This is a genomic window from Polaromonas sp. (assembly GCF_029945925.1).
Lineage (GTDB): Bacteria > Pseudomonadota > Gammaproteobacteria > Burkholderiales > Burkholderiaceae_C > Polaromonas.
Window position 1 is genome coordinate 16,398 of record NZ_JAQSDN010000043.1, and the last position, 15,807, is coordinate 32,204.

Genomic DNA, 15,807 nt, shown 5'->3' on the forward strand with positions numbered 1-15,807 from the left:
GCGCTGAACCGGTTTTGGCGAAACAGGCTTTTCATGCGCGGCCTCCGCGCATCAACCAAGCCGCTCCGCGCCTTGCAGCGCTGCGCGCTGAACCGGTTTTGGCGAAACAGGCTTTTCATGCGCGGCCTCCGCGCATCAAAAGCCTGTTTTCATAGTCAATCCGCAGCACCACCGCGAGAGAAATCAGGTTCATCAAAATTGCCGAGCCGCCGTAACTCATGAGCGGCAGGGTTAGCCCCTTGGTCGGCAAGGCGCCCAGGTTCACGCCCATGTTGATGAAGGCCTGGAAACCTATCCAGATACCCACACCCTGGGCCACCAGGCCGGCAAACAGGCGGTCCAGCGCAATCGACTGGCGGCCGATGTGCATGATGCGGCGCGTCATCCACATGAAGGCACCGATCACGCAGAGAACACCCAGCAGACCGAACTCCTCGCCGATCACCGCCAGCAGGAAGTCGGTGTGGGCTTCCGGCAGCCAGTGCAGTTTTTCGATGCTGCCGCCCAGACCCACGCCGAAAATTTCGCCGCGCCCGAAGGCAATCAGCGAATGCGACAGCTGGTAGCCCTTGCCCAGCGCGTATTTGTCGCTCCAGGGATCGAGGTAGGCAAAAATCCGCTCGCGGCGCCAGTCGCTGAGCATCACCATCAGCGCAAAGGCGATCACCACCACGGTGGCGATGACAAAAAACATGCGGGCGTTGACCCCGCCGAGGAAAAGAATGCCCATGGCGATCACCGAGATGACCATGAAGGCGCCCATGTCAGGCTCGGCCAGCAGCAGCAGGCCCACAATGCCGATGGCCACGGCCATGGGCATGACGGCACGGAAAAAGCGCTCCTTGACTTCCATCTTGCGCACCATGTAGTCGGCGGCGTACAGCAGCACCGCAAACTTGGCGAGTTCCGAAGGCTGGAAGTTCATGAAACCCAGCGAGATCCAGCGGCGTGCGCCGTTGACGCCCTTGCCGATGAAGGGGATCAGCACCAGCATCAGCAGCACCAGCGAAGCCACAAACAGCCAGGGTGCGACTTTTTCCCAGGTCGACACCGGCACCTGGAAGGTCAGCAGGGCAACGGCAAAAGCCACTCCCAGCGACAGCGCATGGCGCAGCAGGAAGTGGGTGTGTGCATAACGCGCGAACTTCGGGTTGTCCGGCATGGCGATGGACGCGGAGTACACCATGACCAGGCCCCAGACCAACAGGGCCACCGTGACCCAGATCAGAGACTGGTCCACCCCCGACATGCGGACCGGTACCGACTCGGAGCGCGAGCGGCGCTGGCCGCCCAGCCGGACCGGCAGGCCTTCGGGCACTGCCCCGCCCAGACTGGAGAACCAGCCGGAAAGACGGGCAGCCACCGTCATGACACCACCCCCGCGTCCTGCGCGAGCGCCTGGACGGCGTCGCAAAACACCTGGGCGCGGTGCCCATAGTTGTCGAACATGTCAAAACTCGCGCAGGCCGGCGACATCAACACCGCGTCGCCGGTTTGCGCCTGCCGGGCCGCCAGTTCAACGGCGGCCTGCATGGAGCCGGCATCGAACAGGGGCACACCCGTGCCTTCCAGCGCAGCACGGATCAGGGGTGCATCGCGCCCGATCAGCACGACCGCCCTGGCATGCTGGCGCACCGGTCCGGCCAGCGGAGAAAAGTCCTGCCCCTTGCCCTCGCCCCCGGCGATCAGCACCAGTTTGCGTTCGGCACCCAGACCGGTCAATGCCGCCACGGTGGCGCCCACGTTGGTGCCCTTGCTGTCGTCAAAATACTCGACGTCGCGCACCACCGCAACCGGCGTCACGCGGTGCGGCTCGCCGGTGTATTCACGCAAGCCGTGCAGCATGGACGCCATGTTGCCGCCCACGGCGCCGGCCAGCGCCAGCGCGGCCAGCGCATTGGTGGCGTTGTGGCGGCCTCGGATGCGCAGAGCCTCGACCGGCATCAGGCGCTGGATGTACAGCACCACTTCTTCGTCCTTGCGCCGCTTGATGGTTTCGTCGGCCTCGGCAGCACGCACCAGCCAGGCCATGCCATTGACGGTTTCAATGCCATAGTCACCCGGCCGCTGCGGCATGCCCAGCCCGAAGGTCACGTATTCACGCCACTTCGGCTTTTGCAGCTTGGCCCGCACGGGCTCTGGCAACATGGCCATCACCGCCGGGTCATCACGGTTGAGCACCAGCAGGCCCTGGCTGCCGAAGATGCGCGCCTTGGCGGCTCCGTAGGCCTCCATGCTGCCGTGCCAGTCCAGATGGTCCTGCGTCAGGTTGAGCACCGCGGCTGCGGTGGGCTCAAATCCCTGCACGCCGTCGAGCTGGAAGCTCGACAGCTCCAGCACCCAGACCTCGGGCAAGCTGCCCGCATCGAGGTGCCCGGCCAGCATGTCCAGCAGGTTGGGGCCGATGTTGCCCGCCACCGCCACGGTCTTGCCGCCGTGGGTCACCAGTTGGCCGGTCAGCGAAGTCGTGGTCGTCTTGCCGTTGGTCCCGGTGATTGCCAGCACCTTGGGGGCATAAGCGCGCTCGGCCTGCAGCTCACGCAGGGCGCGGGCGAACAGGTCCAGTTCCCCGCCTGCCCACAAGCCGATGGCCTGCGCTGCCTGCCAGACCGGGGCAAACACCGCAGGCGACAGGCCCGGGCTCTTGAAGACGGCGCGGATGTCATTGCCCTCAACCAGACCGGATTCGAATGCGCCGGCGCGGAAATCGACCTGGGGCAACTCCGCCTGCAAGCTGGCCAGTTGAGGCGGCGTCTCGCGGGTATCGGCCACCGTTACACGCGCGCCCTGCCGCACACACCAGCGCGCCATGGCCAGCCCGGAAGCGCCCAGCCCCAGGATGAGGACATGCTGGCCGTGCAACGCCGACACCACCGTCTCGCCAGATGTTTCGACGGCTGCAGGAGCATCGTCTTCAGCACCACCCTGCACGGTTTCGTCCGTCGGCGGTGGCACTTGCGCCACAGGGGGGATCGGCGCGGCCTGTTCGGGCGCACTCACCTCGGCAAACAATTGCGCGACAAAGGCAGCCGCATCGCGCGCGGCCGTCAGGGTCTCGGGCAGGGGCCGTGCCCCCGCTTTGCCCGCCCCCCCGGTGCGGACCGGGTCCGTTTCTGCCGCCGGGGCCTGTGATGCCGGCTCCCCCAGGGGCAACGCCTCTGGCAACGCCGGCACGGCATCCGGCGCCGGCACAGGCGCCGGCACCAGGCCGTTCGCCTGCGTCACCTCCGCTGGAGGCTCCTCATGCGTTTCGCCGGGGTTGGGGGATTCGTTGGCGTTCATCGCAGTTTCAACGTCGACAGGCCGACCAGGCACAGCAGCATGGTGATGATCCAGAAGCGCACGACCACCTGCGTTTCCTTCCAGCCGCTTTTCTCGAAATGATGGTGCAGGGGCGCCATCCGGAACAGCCGTCGGCCTTCACCAAAACGCTTGCGGGTGTATTTGAAATAGATCACCTGCAGCATCACCGACATGGCTTCGACGACAAAGATGCCGCCCATGATGGCCAGCACGATTTCCTGGCGCACGATGACCGCAATCGTTCCCAGCGCGGCGCCCAGCGCCAGCGCACCCACGTCGCCCATGAAGACCTGCGCGGGGTGGGTGTTGAACCACAGGAAGGCGAGGCCGGCACCGGCCATGGCCGAACAGAAAATCAACAACTCGCCCGCACCCGGGATGTGCGGGAAAAACAGGTATTTCGAATAAACGGCACTGCCGGTCACATAGGCAAACACGCCGAGCGCCGAGCCGACCATCACGACCGGCATGATCGCCAGACCGTCCAGCCCGTCGGTCAGGTTCACGGCATTGCTGGAGCCGACAATCACGAGGTAGGTGAGCAGCACAAAACCAAACACGCCGAGCGGGTAACTGATTTCCTTGAAGAAAGGCAGCTGCAGCCCGGCCTTGGGCGGCAGGTTCACGTCAAAACCGGACTGCACCCAGCTCATGAACAGCTCCAGCACCCGCATGTTGGAGCTTTCCGAAATGCTGAACACCAGGTACAGCGCAGCCACCAGGCCGATCACCGATTGCCAGAAGTATTTTTCCCGCGAGCGCATGCCTTCGGGATCCTTGTGCACCACCTTGCGCCAGTCGTCGGCCCAGCCGATGGCGCCAAACCCGAGCGTGACGATCAGCACAATCCAGACAAAACGGTTGCTCAAGTCAAACCACAGCAACGTGGAAATGCCGATGGACAGCAGGATCAGGACGCCGCCCATGGTCGGTGTGCCACTCTTGCTCAGGTGGGTCTGCATCGCATATTCGCGGATGGGCTGGCCAATCTTGAGATGGGTCAGGCGGCGAATCACGAAAGGTCCGGCGATCAACCCGATCAGCAAGGCGGTCATGGCGGCCATCACCGCGCGAAACGTCAGGTACTGGAACACGCGGAAATAGCCGAATTCCGGCGACATGGTTTGCAGCCACTGGGCCAGGCTAAGCAGCATTGCGTGCCTCCTGCCGAGCCGCCTCAAAGGAGGCACACGCCCCCTCGGGGAGCAGTGAACGCATGTGAACGTGGGGGTTCATTTTTTCTCCTCTTTTTGTTGTTGTGTGTCGGCCGCGATGGCCTGGACCACGCGCTCCATCTTCATGAAGCGTGAACCCTTGACCAGCACGCTGGCCACACCCGGCAAGGCAGCCATCACGGCGATCTTCAGGGCATCGATGTCGTCGCCAAAATGCCGGCCGTTGCCGAAGGCCCTGGCAGCGTCGGCGGACTGCGTGCCCAGCGTGAACACCTGATCGATGCCGCGCTCACGCGCATGGGCACCGACCTCGACATGGAAAGCTGGCCCTTGGTCGCCGACCTCGCCCATGTCGCCCAGCACCAGCAGGCGCGGCCCCGGCAGTTCGGCCAGCACGTCGATGGCAGCGCGCACGGAATCCGGGTTGGCGTTGTAGCTGTCGTCGATCAGCGTGAGGGCGTGGCCCGCCGCCTCGAGCTGGAGGGCGCGCGAGCGGCCCTTGACCGGGACAAAGGCCGACAGCCCGGCAGAAATGGCCGCCAGCGGCGCGCCGGCCGCCAGGGCACAGGCGGTAGCGGCCAGGGCATTTTTGACGTTGTGCCGGCCGGCGATCTGCAGCGAAAAGCCGATATCGCCCTGCGGCGTGCCGGCCACCACCCGCCAGGCGCCGCCCAGCCATTGCGCGGTGCCGGTGACGTCGGCCTCGCCCGACCCGGCAAAAGTCAGCACCGCGCGGGACCCGGCGAGTTCCCGCCACAGCGGTGTGTACAGCTCGTCGGCCGGAAACACCGCGACGCCCGAGGCCGGCAACGCTGCGATGACCGCGCCATTTTCGCGGGCAACGGCCTCCACCGTGGCCATGAACTCCAGGTGTTCGCGCTGCGCATTGTTGACCAGCGCCACGGTGGGCCGGGCCATGGCGGCCAGGCTGGCAATTTCACCGGGGTGGTTCATGCCCAGTTCGACCACCCCGGCCTGGTGGGTGGCACGCAGGCGCAGCAGCGTCAGGGGTACGCCGATGTCGTTGTTGAAATTTCCTTCGGTCGCAAAAGCACCGCCCTGCTTCCAGGCGCGCAGGATGGACGCCATCATTTGCGTGACCGTGGTCTTCCCATTGCTGCCGGTCACGGCGACCAGCGGCAGGCTGAACTGCGCGCGCCAGCCCGCGGCAAGCTGGCCCAGCGCCTGCTTCGAATCGGCCACCAGCAGGCCGGGGAGTTCGGCACCCAGGCCATGCTCGGCCAGGGCCGCCACCGCGCCGGCGCTTTTCGCCTGCACCAGGAAATCATGGGCATCAAAGTGTTCGCCCCTGAGCGCGACAAACAGGTCGCCTGGCTGCAGGCTGCGCGTGTCCGTGTGCACACGCTGGAACCGCAGCGTGCCGTCGCCCACCAGCCGGGCAGACGGCAACCACTGCAGGGCCTGTTGCAGGGTCATCATGCGAGGCCTCCCGGCGCGGCGTGACGGCTCGCACCCTGGTCCAGCGCCGCTTCGGCCTGCGCCTTGTCGGAAAACGGCAGTTTGACGCCCGCGGTTTCCTGGTAACTTTCATGGCCCTTGCCGGCAATCAGGACCACGTCGCCGGCCTGCGCCTGGCCCACCGCGTGAGCGATCGCCCGGGCGCGGTCGGCCTGAACGTGCACCGCATCGCGGCGGGCAAATCCCTGCAGGATCTGGCTGATGATGGCGTCGGGGTTTTCGCTGCGCGGGTTGTCACTGGTCACCACCACCCGGTCCGCCCCTTTTTCCGCGACTGCCGCCATCAGCGGCCGCTTGCTGGCATCACGCTCCCCGCCACAGCCAAAAACGCACCAGAGTTGTCCGGAACGCCCGCTGGCCAGTGGCCGGAGGGCGCCCAGCACCTTCTCGAGTGCATCGGGGGTGTGGGCATAGTCCACCACCACCAGTGGCCGGCCCGGCACCGCAATCGAGTCCATGCGTCCGGGCACCGGCGACAGGTGGGCGCAGGCTTCGACCACGTCCGATAAAGGCAGGCCAAGCGCACGCAAGGCCGCCATCACACCCAACAGGTTGGAAACGTTGTACTGCCCGACCAGCGCGGTCGAGAGCCGATGCCGTTCATCGCCCTCCACCACATCAAAACCCAGAAAATCCAGGCCGTGGTGGATGGCTTGGGCCTGCAGGCGCGCAGGCGCCAGGCAGGACACGGTCCAGACGTCGAGACCCGACTCGCGCAGGGTCACAGCGAGCGCCGCCCCGTGCGTGTCATCGATGTTGATCACCGCCGCTTTCAGGCCGGACCAGCCAAACAGCCGGGCCTTGGCGTCCCAGTAGGCCTGCATGCTCTGGTGGTAGTCGAGGTGGTCCTGCGTGAAATTGGTGAAAATCGCCACGCGTATGTCGGTGGCGTCCAGCCGGTGCTCGGCAATGCCGATCGACGAGGCCTCCAGCGCGCACGCTGAAAAACCGTCGTCGACCCAGCGCCTGAGCTGCTGCTGCAACAGCACCGGATCGGGCGTCGTCAGGCCGTTGAACACCATGGCTTCGGGCTGTCCGATGCCCAGCGTGCCGACCACGCCGCAGCGCCTGCCCAGCTTGCCCAGGGCCTGGGCCAGCCACCAGGCGGTCGAGGTCTTGCCGTTGGTGCCGGTCACGGCCAGCACGTCCAGCTGTTTGCTGGGGTGCTCGAAATAAGCCGCGGCTATCGGTGCTGTCGCCGTTTTCAGGCCGCTGTAGGCCGCGACACGGCTGTCGCTGAAGGCATAGGCTTCCGCTCCCGACTGCTCAACCAGGCAGGCCTGCGCGCCTGCGGCCAGAACATCCGCCACGTACTTGCGCGCATCGGTGGCCGCACCTGGCCAGGCAATAAAACCATCACCGGCACCGACCTTGCGGCTGTCGGTCCAGAGACTGCCGCTCACGCGCTGGTGCAACCAGTGCGCGGCCTGCTCGGGGGTGTGCAGCCGCTCCATCAGAACGACTCCTCCACCGGGTTGGTGACGATCTGCGGTTTGACGGCCATGTCGGGCTGAACGCCCATCATGCGCAATGTCTGCTGCACGACCTCGCTGAATACTGGCGCGGCGGCCAGCCCACCATAGTATTTGCCGTCGCTGGGTTCATCAATCATCACGGCAACAATGATGCGGGGAGCTTCAATCGGTGCCATGCCCGTGAACCATGCGCGATATTTGTTGCTCGCATAGCCCTTGCCGACCTGCTTGTGCGCAGTGCCTGACTTGCCTCCAACCGAATAGCCGACGGTCTGCGCCAGCTGGCCCGTCCCCCCTGGCGCCGCGGCCATCTGCAACATTTTCCTGACGGCACGCGCGTTCTCTGGTGAAAACACCCGCACGCCCGTCGCAGGCTCACTGCTCTTGAGCATGGTCACCGGGATGATCCGGCCGTCATGCGCAAAAGAGGTGTACGAATGCGCCATCTGGAACAGCGAGGCCGACAGGCCATAGCCATAGGCCATCGTGGCCTGCTCGACGGGCCGCCATGACTTCCACGGGCGCAGGCGCCCCGTGACTGCGCCCGGAAATTCGATTTGCGGCTTCTGCCCGTAGCCAAGCGCGACATAGGTGTCCCACATCTCATGCGGGCTCATCTTCTGGGCGATCTTGAGTGCGCCGACATTGCTTGACTTCTGGATGACCCCTTCCACGGTGAGCGTGCCGTAATTGTGGGTGTCGCTGATGGTGAATCCACCGATGCTGATGCGCCCCGGACCGGTTTCGATGAGGGTGGCCGGCTTGACCCTGCCCGCCTCAAGCGCCATGGCCACCGTGATGGGCTTCATGGTTGAGCCCGGCTCAAAAGTATCCGTCACCGCGCGATTGCGCAACTGCTCGCCGGTGAGATTCTGGCGTTTGTCGGGCACATAGCTTGGATAGTTGGCCAGCGCCAGCACTTCGCCCGTGATCGTGTCGAGTACAACCACACTGCCGGCCCTGGCCTTGCGTTCGATCACTGCGTCGCGCAGCTTCTGATAAGCAAAGAACTGCACCTTGCTGTCAACGCTGAGCTGGATGTCCTTGCCCTCCACAGGCGGCACTTGCTCCCCGATACTTTCGACCACGCGCCCCAGCCGGTCCTTGATCACGCGTCGGGAACCGGGCTTGCCCGCCAGATCCTTGTTGAATGTGAGCTCGATCCCTTCCTGTCCGCGGTCCTCCACATTCGTGAAGCCGACCACATGCGCAATGGTCTCACCCTCCGGATACTTGCGCTTGTATTCCTTGCGCTGATAAATGCCCTTGATGCCCAGGCCGTGAATCTGCTGTGCTACAGGCTCGTCAACCTGTCGCTTGACCCATACAAAGGTCTTGTCCTCGTTGGCCAGTTTCTTGTTGAGATCGACTACTGGCATTTCCAGGAGTCTGGCCAGCTCGGCAAGCTGGGCTTTGCTCGCTTCGACATCCTCGGGAATCGCCCAGATGCTCGACGCCGGGACGCTGGACGCCAGGATCAGTCCATTGCGGTCCAGAATGCGGCCCCGATTGGCAGGCAGTTCCAGGGTGCGGGCAAAGCGGACTTCGCCCTGACGCTGGAAGAACTCGTTGCCAACGACCTGTACATACGCCGCGCGGCCGGCCAGCCCGGCAAAGGCCAGCGCAATACCTGCGACGATCAGCTTGCTGCGCCAGACCGGGGTCTTGCTGGCCAGCAGCGGACTGGAGGTGTAACGCACGCTTCTACTCATGGGCGTCACCTGCCGCAGAAGGATTTTTATAGGTGACGTATTGCGTGATGGCTGGCGTTGCCGAACGCATCTGCAACCTGTCCCTGGAGAGCTGCTCCACCCGCAGCGGCGTGGCCTGCGCACGCTTTTCAACCTGCAGACGCTCCTTGTCGGACTCGAGCTGGCGGCTCAGTGCCGTCGTTTTTTCCAGCTCGACAAACAGCCGGCGCGATTCGTACTGCGTGTGCACCAGGTACAGCGCGCTGACCAGCACAGCCACCAGGAGGACCAGATTCAGGCGCGTCATGGCGATGTGGCCCCCACGCTTTTCACTGCGTGTAATGCGCGAGGCCTTGCAGGCCGCGGCTCGCGAGACGCTTCGCCTCTGTCGCCTGTCCAAACCTGCTCAAGCAGGTTTGGAGCCGCAGGCTCCAGCCCCTCAGGGGCTAATTTCCCTTGGGGCGGCCCAGCGGGAAATTGCTGCCGCCTCATGCTGAGGCCCCCGGGTAACGCTGTGTCGCCGCCTGAACAGGCACCTCGGTCCTTTCGGCGACGCGCATCACGGCGCTGCGTGAACGCGGGTTGGCCGCCACTTCTTCGGCGCCAGGCTTGACACGTTCCAGCGCCTTGAGCCGCATGGCCTTGGGCGCGGCAAACGGTACGCGACGGTCGAACACCTCGCGTGAATGTTCGGCGATGAATTGCTTGACGATGCGGTCTTCCAGCGAATGGAAACTGATCACCACCAAACGTCCTCCCGGTTGCAGTACTTTGAGCGAAGCCTCTAGCGCCTGTTGCAGCTCTTCAAGCTCGGCGTTGATGAAAATCCGAAAAGCCTGAAATGTACGCGTTGCAGGGTCCTTGCCCGGCTCGCGGGTTTTGACCGCGCCAGCCACGACCTCGGCCAGTTCAGCGGTGGTTGCAATAACGCCCCGCTCCTGTCGGCGACGATCAATCGCCTTTGCGATCTGCCCAGCAAACCGTTCTTCGCCATATTCACGAATGACCTCCGCAATGGTGTCCGTCTCGGCATCGGCCAGCCACTCGGCCACGCTCTGGCCCCGCGTGCTGTCCATGCGCATGTCCAGCGGCCCGTCGCCGCGGAAGGAAAAACCGCGCGCCGGGTTGTCGATCTGCGGCGAGCTGATGCCCAGGTCCAGCAGGATGCCCGCCGCACTGCCCGCCGGCATCTCGACCAGATGGCTGAAGGCCTGGTGGCGGATGGCAAAGCGCGGGTCGGTGATGGTCTGCGCCTCGGCAATGGCTTCCGGGTCCTTGTCGAAGGCGGTGAGCCGCCCCTGGTCGGACAGCTGCGAAAGAATGAGGCGCGAGTGACCACCGCGCCCGAAGGTCGCGTCGATGTAATGCCCGTCCGGATTGACCTGAAGCGCTGCGACTGCTTCGTTCAACAAGACGGTGCGGTGTGTCCATGTGTCTTGCACCGTCGTCTTTCAGAATGAAAAGTCTCTGAAGACATCGGGCATTTCGCCCTTCATCTGCTCGGCCTCCTGGGCCGCATAGGTCGCCGCATCCCACAGCTCGAAGTAGCTGCCCATGCCAAGCAGCACCGTGTCCCGGCTGATGCCTGCCGCGCTACGCAATTCGGGAGAGACCAGAACGCGCCCGGCGGCGTCCATGTCGACGTCCATGGCGTTGCCCAGAAAAATCCGTTTCCACCACTGTGCCTGCATCGGCAGCTCGGCAATGCGTTCGCGGAATTTCTCCCACTCGTTGCGCGGGAATATCATGAGGCAGCCGTGCGGGTGTTTGGTGATGGTCAGCTGGCTCGATGCGGTGGCGCTGAGCACGTCACGATGCCGGGTTGGCACGGAGAGCCGACCCTTGGTATCGAGAGCTAGAGAAGACGCGCCTTGAAACACCGTTAAAAACCTTTAGAGAACACTTTTCACCACTAAATTGCACTTTTTCCCACTTTAGCAGGAAAGTTTTGCCATGCAAGTGGTTTGCTACAAACTTTTTCAATGAAATCAAGCACTTAGAAACGCTTTTGCAAGCAGGCATCCATTAAAAATCGTTCTAAATTAAGCACTTAGAAGATCCAGTGAAAGTGTTGCTTTAAGCCGGGGCAAACCGGGCTGGCGTCGGCGCTGGTGCCACGCGGGAGAGCGAAGGAGAAAAGAGACCTCGAAGTTCCCGTGGGTCGTAACTGCACCTGCAGAACTGCCTGCCGGTTGCCCGGTGCAGACAGCCTGCGTGTTGCGCAAGAAAGCGCAAGGCAACGATGGCGTTTTTTTGCCCCCTTGCGGACGGGGCGGGGCCTGGCAGACTCCTAGTCGATACGCGTCAGGACCCGGGCGTGCTCCGTGATGCCGATCACGTTGAAGAATGCGGCCACCAGACGGTTGACATCGGTGAACTGCACGGCGCGATTTTCGGCTTCCCGGGCGGAAACCCAGTTGAGCAGGGTCCCGGCTGCAGAAAAATCAACACGAATCAGCTTTGCGCATGAAATCACCATGATGTCTGCGCCCATCAGCTTGGCCTCGAGCTTGTCGAGCACGGCAATGGCGTCCCCCTCGATCTGGCCAGACAGTTCGACAGCATACAGATGGCTCATCTGGGAGTTGCCGCCCATCTCGGTATCGCCCTCCAGTGCGCTGCTGAGGCTGGACGGCACCGAATCGCGGTAGACATCGCCAATGATGGCTTGCCCGGCCACAGCGGTGCCACGCGGCTCCAGCGGCTTGTAGTCGCAGCGCGCACTGTCCCAGGCGGGTGGCGAAACCTCGTACGTCACGCAAAAATCGAGGGCCGTCAGCTCAAACTCGTCAGGCTGGTGGGTCACCCGCAGGGTCTCCATCCGCAGCTGCCACCATCCCTGGGGCGTATCCCGCACCCCGGAGGGGGTCGCGTCCTGCAACACCCGCTCCAATTGCGCCTCCCCCATGAAACGCAGCTGCACGGGTTGTGCGGCCCAGCCGCTGAACACCTTGCACAGGGGCTCAACGGCGTTTTCATCAATCGTTTTGAGGTTTTTCCAGTCAAGCCGCCAGGGCATGGGAGCGCGGGCCAGGGCCGCGCTGAGCGCCGCCACGGTCTGGATGCCCAGATTTGACGGGCAGACCCAGTCCGCAGCCGGTCCGTTGCCGGCGGCCGGGCTGGCTGAACTGGCCGGACCGGACAACTGCTGCACCATCTCGGGCAGGGAAAACCACTGCGGGGCCGAACGGTCGAAACGGCCGACAAACTCGACGGCCAGGTTTTCGAACTTGTCTTGCTGTCCGGTGGCCCGGTACAGGTCAAACAGCGCGAGCCAGGTGTCCGCATGCCTGGCCCGGCTTCCCTGGGGACCCAGCGTCTCAAGCAACCCGGCTTCGGCGCCTGCATCGTCGCCATTGGCAAAACGGATGGAGGCCTCCTCCAGTTCGGGGTCGTGCGCCACCTCCGAGGCATCCACCACGGAAAATTTGGACGCTGAAAAACCAGACGGCTCACCGTCGCGGGAGGCTGCAGAAATGACCGGTCTGGGTGCAGCGGGCTTGGGCGGTGCAGCAGGCGACGTAGCGGTGACACCGGCGGGCAGTTCCGTCATGGGTGCCGGAGCGGGCTGCGGTGACATGGCGGCAGCCCTGGTTTTGGCCAGCGCCGCGGCCAGGGCACCAGGTGCCGTGGACGCATAACTGGCCGGCAACGCGTTGTCCAGCAGCGGGGCGTGGATGCTGAGGTTGGGCTGACCGGCCGGCGTCGCCGGGGAAAGCGAAGAAGGCTCGCTGGCGCCAGCGGCCGCACTTCCATGCTTGGTTTTCCACCATTGCATGGACATTTGCGCTTCAATCTCGTCGATTTTCTTCAGGGTGACGGCGCGGTCGTCCGGCTTGGACGGCATGCTGCTCTGGAAGAAGGAAGGCCGCGCGCCGGGGTCCTGGCCGGTCATGGCCTCCCGCTTGCGCATTTTCCGGAGCATGTCGAATTCGCGCTTGCGCACGAAATCGTTGCGCCGTTTTCGCTCAATCATCTCCTTGAGCATCTGCTTGCTCAGGGCTTCCTCCCGGTCCGACTCCTTGCCTTCAAGTTCCGACCAGTTCGTCGCGGGGTTGCGGACGAACTTCACGACTTTCGAAAGCAAGCCAGGTGTGGTGTCTTCTTTGGCCATCAACAGCGGTTCAGGAGGAAGTGGGCAACGGGAAAGATCAGTCGCCGAACATTTTCTGCTTGAGCTCGCGACGCTGCTGTGCTTCCAGCGACAGGTTGGCCGTCGGACGGGCAATCAGGCGCCCCACGCCGATGGCTTCCCCGGTTTCGTCGCAGTAACCGTAGTCGCCGGAGTCAATGCGGGCGATCGACTGCTCGATTTTCTTGAGCAGCTTGCGCTCACGGTCACGTGTGCGCAGCTCGAGGGCGTGTTCTTCTTCGATGGTCGCGCGATCAGCCGGATCCGGCACCACCACGGTGTCTTCCCGGAGATGCTCGGTGGTTTCACCGGCGCTGTTGTGGATGTCCTGTTTGAGCAGGGACAGCTTGTGCCGGAAAAAGGCCAGCTGCTTCTCGTTCATGTACTCCGAGTCCGGCATGGCCTTGACTTCTTCGTCCGTCAACTCTTCGCCCGGCTTGGTCTTCCAGTTGTTGGCGAGCTTGGGATCTTTTTTCGCCGCCACATGCGGGGGCGGCGCGATCACGCGCTCGGCAATGGTGGAGTAGCTGGCTTTCGCGGCGTCGGGAGAGTGGGTCGGAATCATCGGCGCGGGAGGCGGTGCAAAAGAGGAATTGCGCAAGGAGGCGCGGCGTCCCGGCTTCAGGGCCGGTGTCTGCAACGGTGCGGGCGCCGCAGCAATGCTGGCGGGGCTGGGCGGGGTTTTCACGGCGGGGCCTGCCGCCGTTTTGGTGATCGTTTTGATAATGACTTTTTCTTCAGGTTTGGCGGGGGCCTTGCCCTTCACGGACGGCGGGGCCGGCTTGGTGACGGGTTTGGCGGCTTTGACCGCGGGTTTAACGACAGGGGCGGGTTTGGGCGCCTGGGCAGGCTTGGCAGATTTGACGGCCTTGACGGCCGGACGGCTTTTGGCAACGAGTGTGGGCTTTTTCGCAGCGGGAGCGGCTTTTTTGGCGGGTGCCGCTTTGGGCTTGGCCACCACTTTGGCTTTGGCCACGGGCTTGGCCGACACCTTGGCCTTGGCTTTGGAGGCGGCCGGGGCCGGTTTTTTCACGGCGGTTTTCGAAGCCGCGGGCTTGGCCGCCGCTTTGGTCGTGGCTTTGGCTTGGCCGGCTGACGTGGCTTTTCCAGCGGACTTGACCGCGACCTTGGAGTTTTTCGCTTGAGCTTTCACATTGGGTCTCCTCGTGGAGGCAGCTTCGGGATGCTCCCCATGCTGACTCCGGGCCAAGCTGACTTTCGTCAGCCCAACCTTGTCTTTTACCTGATTGTCTGGTTTGTTCGCCGCCCTACCTGCCGTTTCAAGGCCAGCACTTACCCTGACTTCCCCGCCCTGCCTTTTTGCAGAAGACGACCGGCCAGGGGAGTCGGCGCGCGATTGTAGCGGCTCACCGGGACGCTGGGATGCCCGCGCGCCTAAACGTTGGAGAATGGAGACAATCATGAGGCCCTCCCGCCTTTCAAGGCATTGTGTGGACAGCCTACCTCAAACCAGACACTGCTCCAGGCCCTGGAGAAAAATATCTTTCGGCAGATCGATGCCGATAAAGACCATCTTGCTGACCTTTGTTTCATCCGCCGCCCAGGCCGGCCCCAGGTCGCTGCCCATCAACTGGTGCACGCCCTGGAAAATCACCTTGCGCTCGGTACCCTGCATGTTCAGCACGCCCTTGTAGCGCAACATGCGCGGGCCGTAGATATTGACGACGGCGCCCAGGAAGTCCTCGAGTTTCGCCGGATCAAAAGCGCGCTCCGAACGGAACACAAAACTCTTGACGTCGTCATCGTGATGGTGGTGATGGCCGTGCTTGTCATCCTGCGCGTGGGACGGGTGGTCGCAATGCTCGCCGTGCGCGTGGTCATGGCCGGCATGGTCGTGCTCGTCGGCCTTGAGGAAGTCCGGGTCGATGTCGAGCTTGGCATTGAGGTTGAAGCCGCGCAGGTCAAACACGTCGGCAATCGCCACCTCGCCGAAATGCACGGCTTTCTGCGGCGCGCGCGGGTTCATGTGTTTGAGGCGGTGCATCAGCGCCTGGACTTCGTCCTCGGCCACCAGATCGGCCTTGCTGATGAAGATCTGGTCGGCAAAACCGACCTGGCGGCGCGCCTCCTGGCGGTCATTGAGCTGGGTGGGCGCATGTTTGGCATCGACCAGCGTCAGGATGGAGTCCAGCAGGTACTGCTCGGCGATTTCCTCGTCCATGAAAAAGGTCTGCGCCACCGGGCCGGGGTCGGCCAGGCCGGTGGTCTCGATCACCACGCGCTCAAAATCCAGCAGGCCCTTGCGCTTCTTGGCGGCCAGCAGCTGCAGGGTTTCGCGCAGGTCTTCGCGGATCGAGCAGCAGATGCAGCCGTTGTTCATCTGGATGATGTTTTCCTGCGTGTCGTTGACCAGGATCTCGTTGTCGATGTTTTCCTCGCCGAACTCGTTTTCGATCACGGCGATTTTCTGGCCGTGGGCTTCGGTCAGGATGCGCTTGAGCAGCGTGGTTTTGCCGGCGCCGAGAAAACCGGTCAGGATGGTCACGGGAATCAAACTCATGGTGTCTGCCTAAAAAATACAGGAAAAAAAT

General features: G+C 63.6%; 12 protein-coding genes. All 12 read right to left on the minus strand.

The genetic code is table 11. From position 1 onward, the window contains the following. Nucleotides 1-115 precede the first annotated feature (115 nt). The 12 genes from ftsW to PSV40_RS14390 all read right to left on the minus strand — a co-directional run bounded on the left by ftsW (nt 116) and on the right by PSV40_RS14390 (nt 15,776). Entirely contained in the window at nt 116-1,369 is a 1,254-nt protein-coding gene (ftsW, locus tag PSV40_RS14335) for a putative lipid II flippase FtsW (protein ID WP_300538872.1), read from the minus strand. Further along, the gene (gene murD / locus PSV40_RS14340; protein WP_366915021.1) at nt 1,366-3,282 is read right to left on the minus strand and encodes a UDP-N-acetylmuramoyl-L-alanine--D-glutamate ligase; all 1,917 of its coding nucleotides are present in this window, start codon (nt 3,280-3,282) and stop codon (nt 1,366-1,368) included. Before murD ends, ftsW begins: the two co-directional genes overlap by 4 nt. After that, nucleotides 3,279-4,457 (minus strand): phospho-N-acetylmuramoyl-pentapeptide-transferase, encoded by a 1,179-nt coding sequence (gene mraY, locus PSV40_RS14345; protein ID WP_300538875.1) that lies wholly within the window; start codon nt 4,455-4,457, stop codon nt 3,279-3,281. The genes murD and mraY overlap by 4 nt, the downstream gene beginning before the upstream one ends. A 78-nt stretch (nt 4,458-4,535) precedes the next feature. Then, nucleotides 4,536-5,918, minus strand: a complete 1,383-nt coding sequence (murF, locus tag PSV40_RS14350; RefSeq protein WP_300538878.1) for a UDP-N-acetylmuramoyl-tripeptide--D-alanyl-D-alanine ligase — start codon at nt 5,916-5,918, stop codon at nt 4,536-4,538. Beyond that, the gene (locus PSV40_RS14355) at nt 5,915-7,411 is read right to left on the minus strand and encodes a UDP-N-acetylmuramoyl-L-alanyl-D-glutamate--2,6-diaminopimelate ligase (protein WP_300538880.1); all 1,497 of its coding nucleotides are present in this window, start codon (nt 7,409-7,411) and stop codon (nt 5,915-5,917) included. The genes murF and PSV40_RS14355 overlap by 4 nt, the downstream gene beginning before the upstream one ends. Further along, nucleotides 7,411-9,144, minus strand: a complete 1,734-nt coding sequence (locus PSV40_RS14360; protein ID WP_300538882.1) for a penicillin-binding protein 2 — start codon at nt 9,142-9,144, stop codon at nt 7,411-7,413. The genes PSV40_RS14355 and PSV40_RS14360 overlap by 1 nt, the downstream gene beginning before the upstream one ends. Next, nucleotides 9,137-9,430, minus strand: coding sequence for a cell division protein FtsL (gene ftsL / locus PSV40_RS14365; RefSeq protein ID WP_300538884.1), 294 nt, complete (start codon nt 9,428-9,430; stop codon nt 9,137-9,139). Before ftsL ends, PSV40_RS14360 begins: the two co-directional genes overlap by 8 nt. A gap of 181 nt (nt 9,431-9,611) precedes the next feature. After that, nucleotides 9,612-10,565: a 16S rRNA (cytosine(1402)-N(4))-methyltransferase RsmH gene (rsmH, locus tag PSV40_RS14370; protein WP_300538885.1), complete on the minus strand. Its 954-nt coding sequence runs from the start codon at nt 10,563-10,565 to the stop codon at nt 9,612-9,614. Between the two features lie 9 nt (nt 10,566-10,574). Then, complete coding sequence (gene mraZ / locus PSV40_RS14375) at nt 10,575-11,003, minus strand: division/cell wall cluster transcriptional repressor MraZ (protein ID WP_300538887.1); 429 nt, start codon at nt 11,001-11,003, stop codon at nt 10,575-10,577. Nucleotides 11,004-11,413: 410 nt separating this feature from the next. After that, nucleotides 11,414-13,237, minus strand: a complete 1,824-nt coding sequence (locus tag PSV40_RS14380; RefSeq protein ID WP_300538889.1) for an STAS domain-containing protein — start codon at nt 13,235-13,237, stop codon at nt 11,414-11,416. Nucleotides 13,238-13,274: 37 nt separating this feature from the next. Further along, nucleotides 13,275-14,408 (minus strand): RNA polymerase-binding protein DksA, encoded by a 1,134-nt coding sequence (dksA, locus tag PSV40_RS22855; RefSeq protein WP_366915022.1) that lies wholly within the window; start codon nt 14,406-14,408, stop codon nt 13,275-13,277. A 312-nt stretch (nt 14,409-14,720) separates the two neighbouring features. Continuing rightward, entirely contained in the window at nt 14,721-15,776 is a 1,056-nt protein-coding gene (locus PSV40_RS14390) for a GTP-binding protein (RefSeq protein ID WP_096697481.1), read from the minus strand. Nucleotides 15,777-15,807: the final 31 nt, after the last annotated feature.

Bases quoted from the DNA above. Each gene is read 5' to 3' on its own strand.
- ftsW (WP_300538872.1), bottom strand. From the start codon at position 1,369: ATGACGGTGGCTGCCCGTCTTTCCGGCTGGTTCTCCAGTCTGGGCGGG.
- murD (WP_366915021.1), bottom strand. From the start codon at position 3,282: ATGAACGCCAACGAATCCCCCAACCCCGGCGAAACGCATGAGGAGCCT.
- mraY (WP_300538875.1), bottom strand. From the start codon at position 4,457: ATGCTGCTTAGCCTGGCCCAGTGGCTGCAAACCATGTCGCCGGAATTC.
- murF (WP_300538878.1), bottom strand. From the start codon at position 5,918: ATGATGACCCTGCAACAGGCCCTGCAGTGGTTGCCGTCTGCCCGGCTG.
- PSV40_RS14355 (WP_300538880.1), bottom strand. From the start codon at position 7,411: ATGGAGCGGCTGCACACCCCCGAGCAGGCCGCGCACTGGTTGCACCAG.
- PSV40_RS14360 (WP_300538882.1), bottom strand. From the start codon at position 9,144: ATGAGTAGAAGCGTGCGTTACACCTCCAGTCCGCTGCTGGCCAGCAAG.
- ftsL (WP_300538884.1), bottom strand. From the start codon at position 9,430: ATGACGCGCCTGAATCTGGTCCTCCTGGTGGCTGTGCTGGTCAGCGCG.
- PSV40_RS14380 (WP_300538889.1), bottom strand. From the start codon at position 13,237: ATGGCCAAAGAAGACACCACACCTGGCTTGCTTTCGAAAGTCGTGAAG.
- PSV40_RS14390 (WP_096697481.1), bottom strand. From the start codon at position 15,776: ATGAGTTTGATTCCCGTGACCATCCTGACCGGTTTTCTCGGCGCCGGC.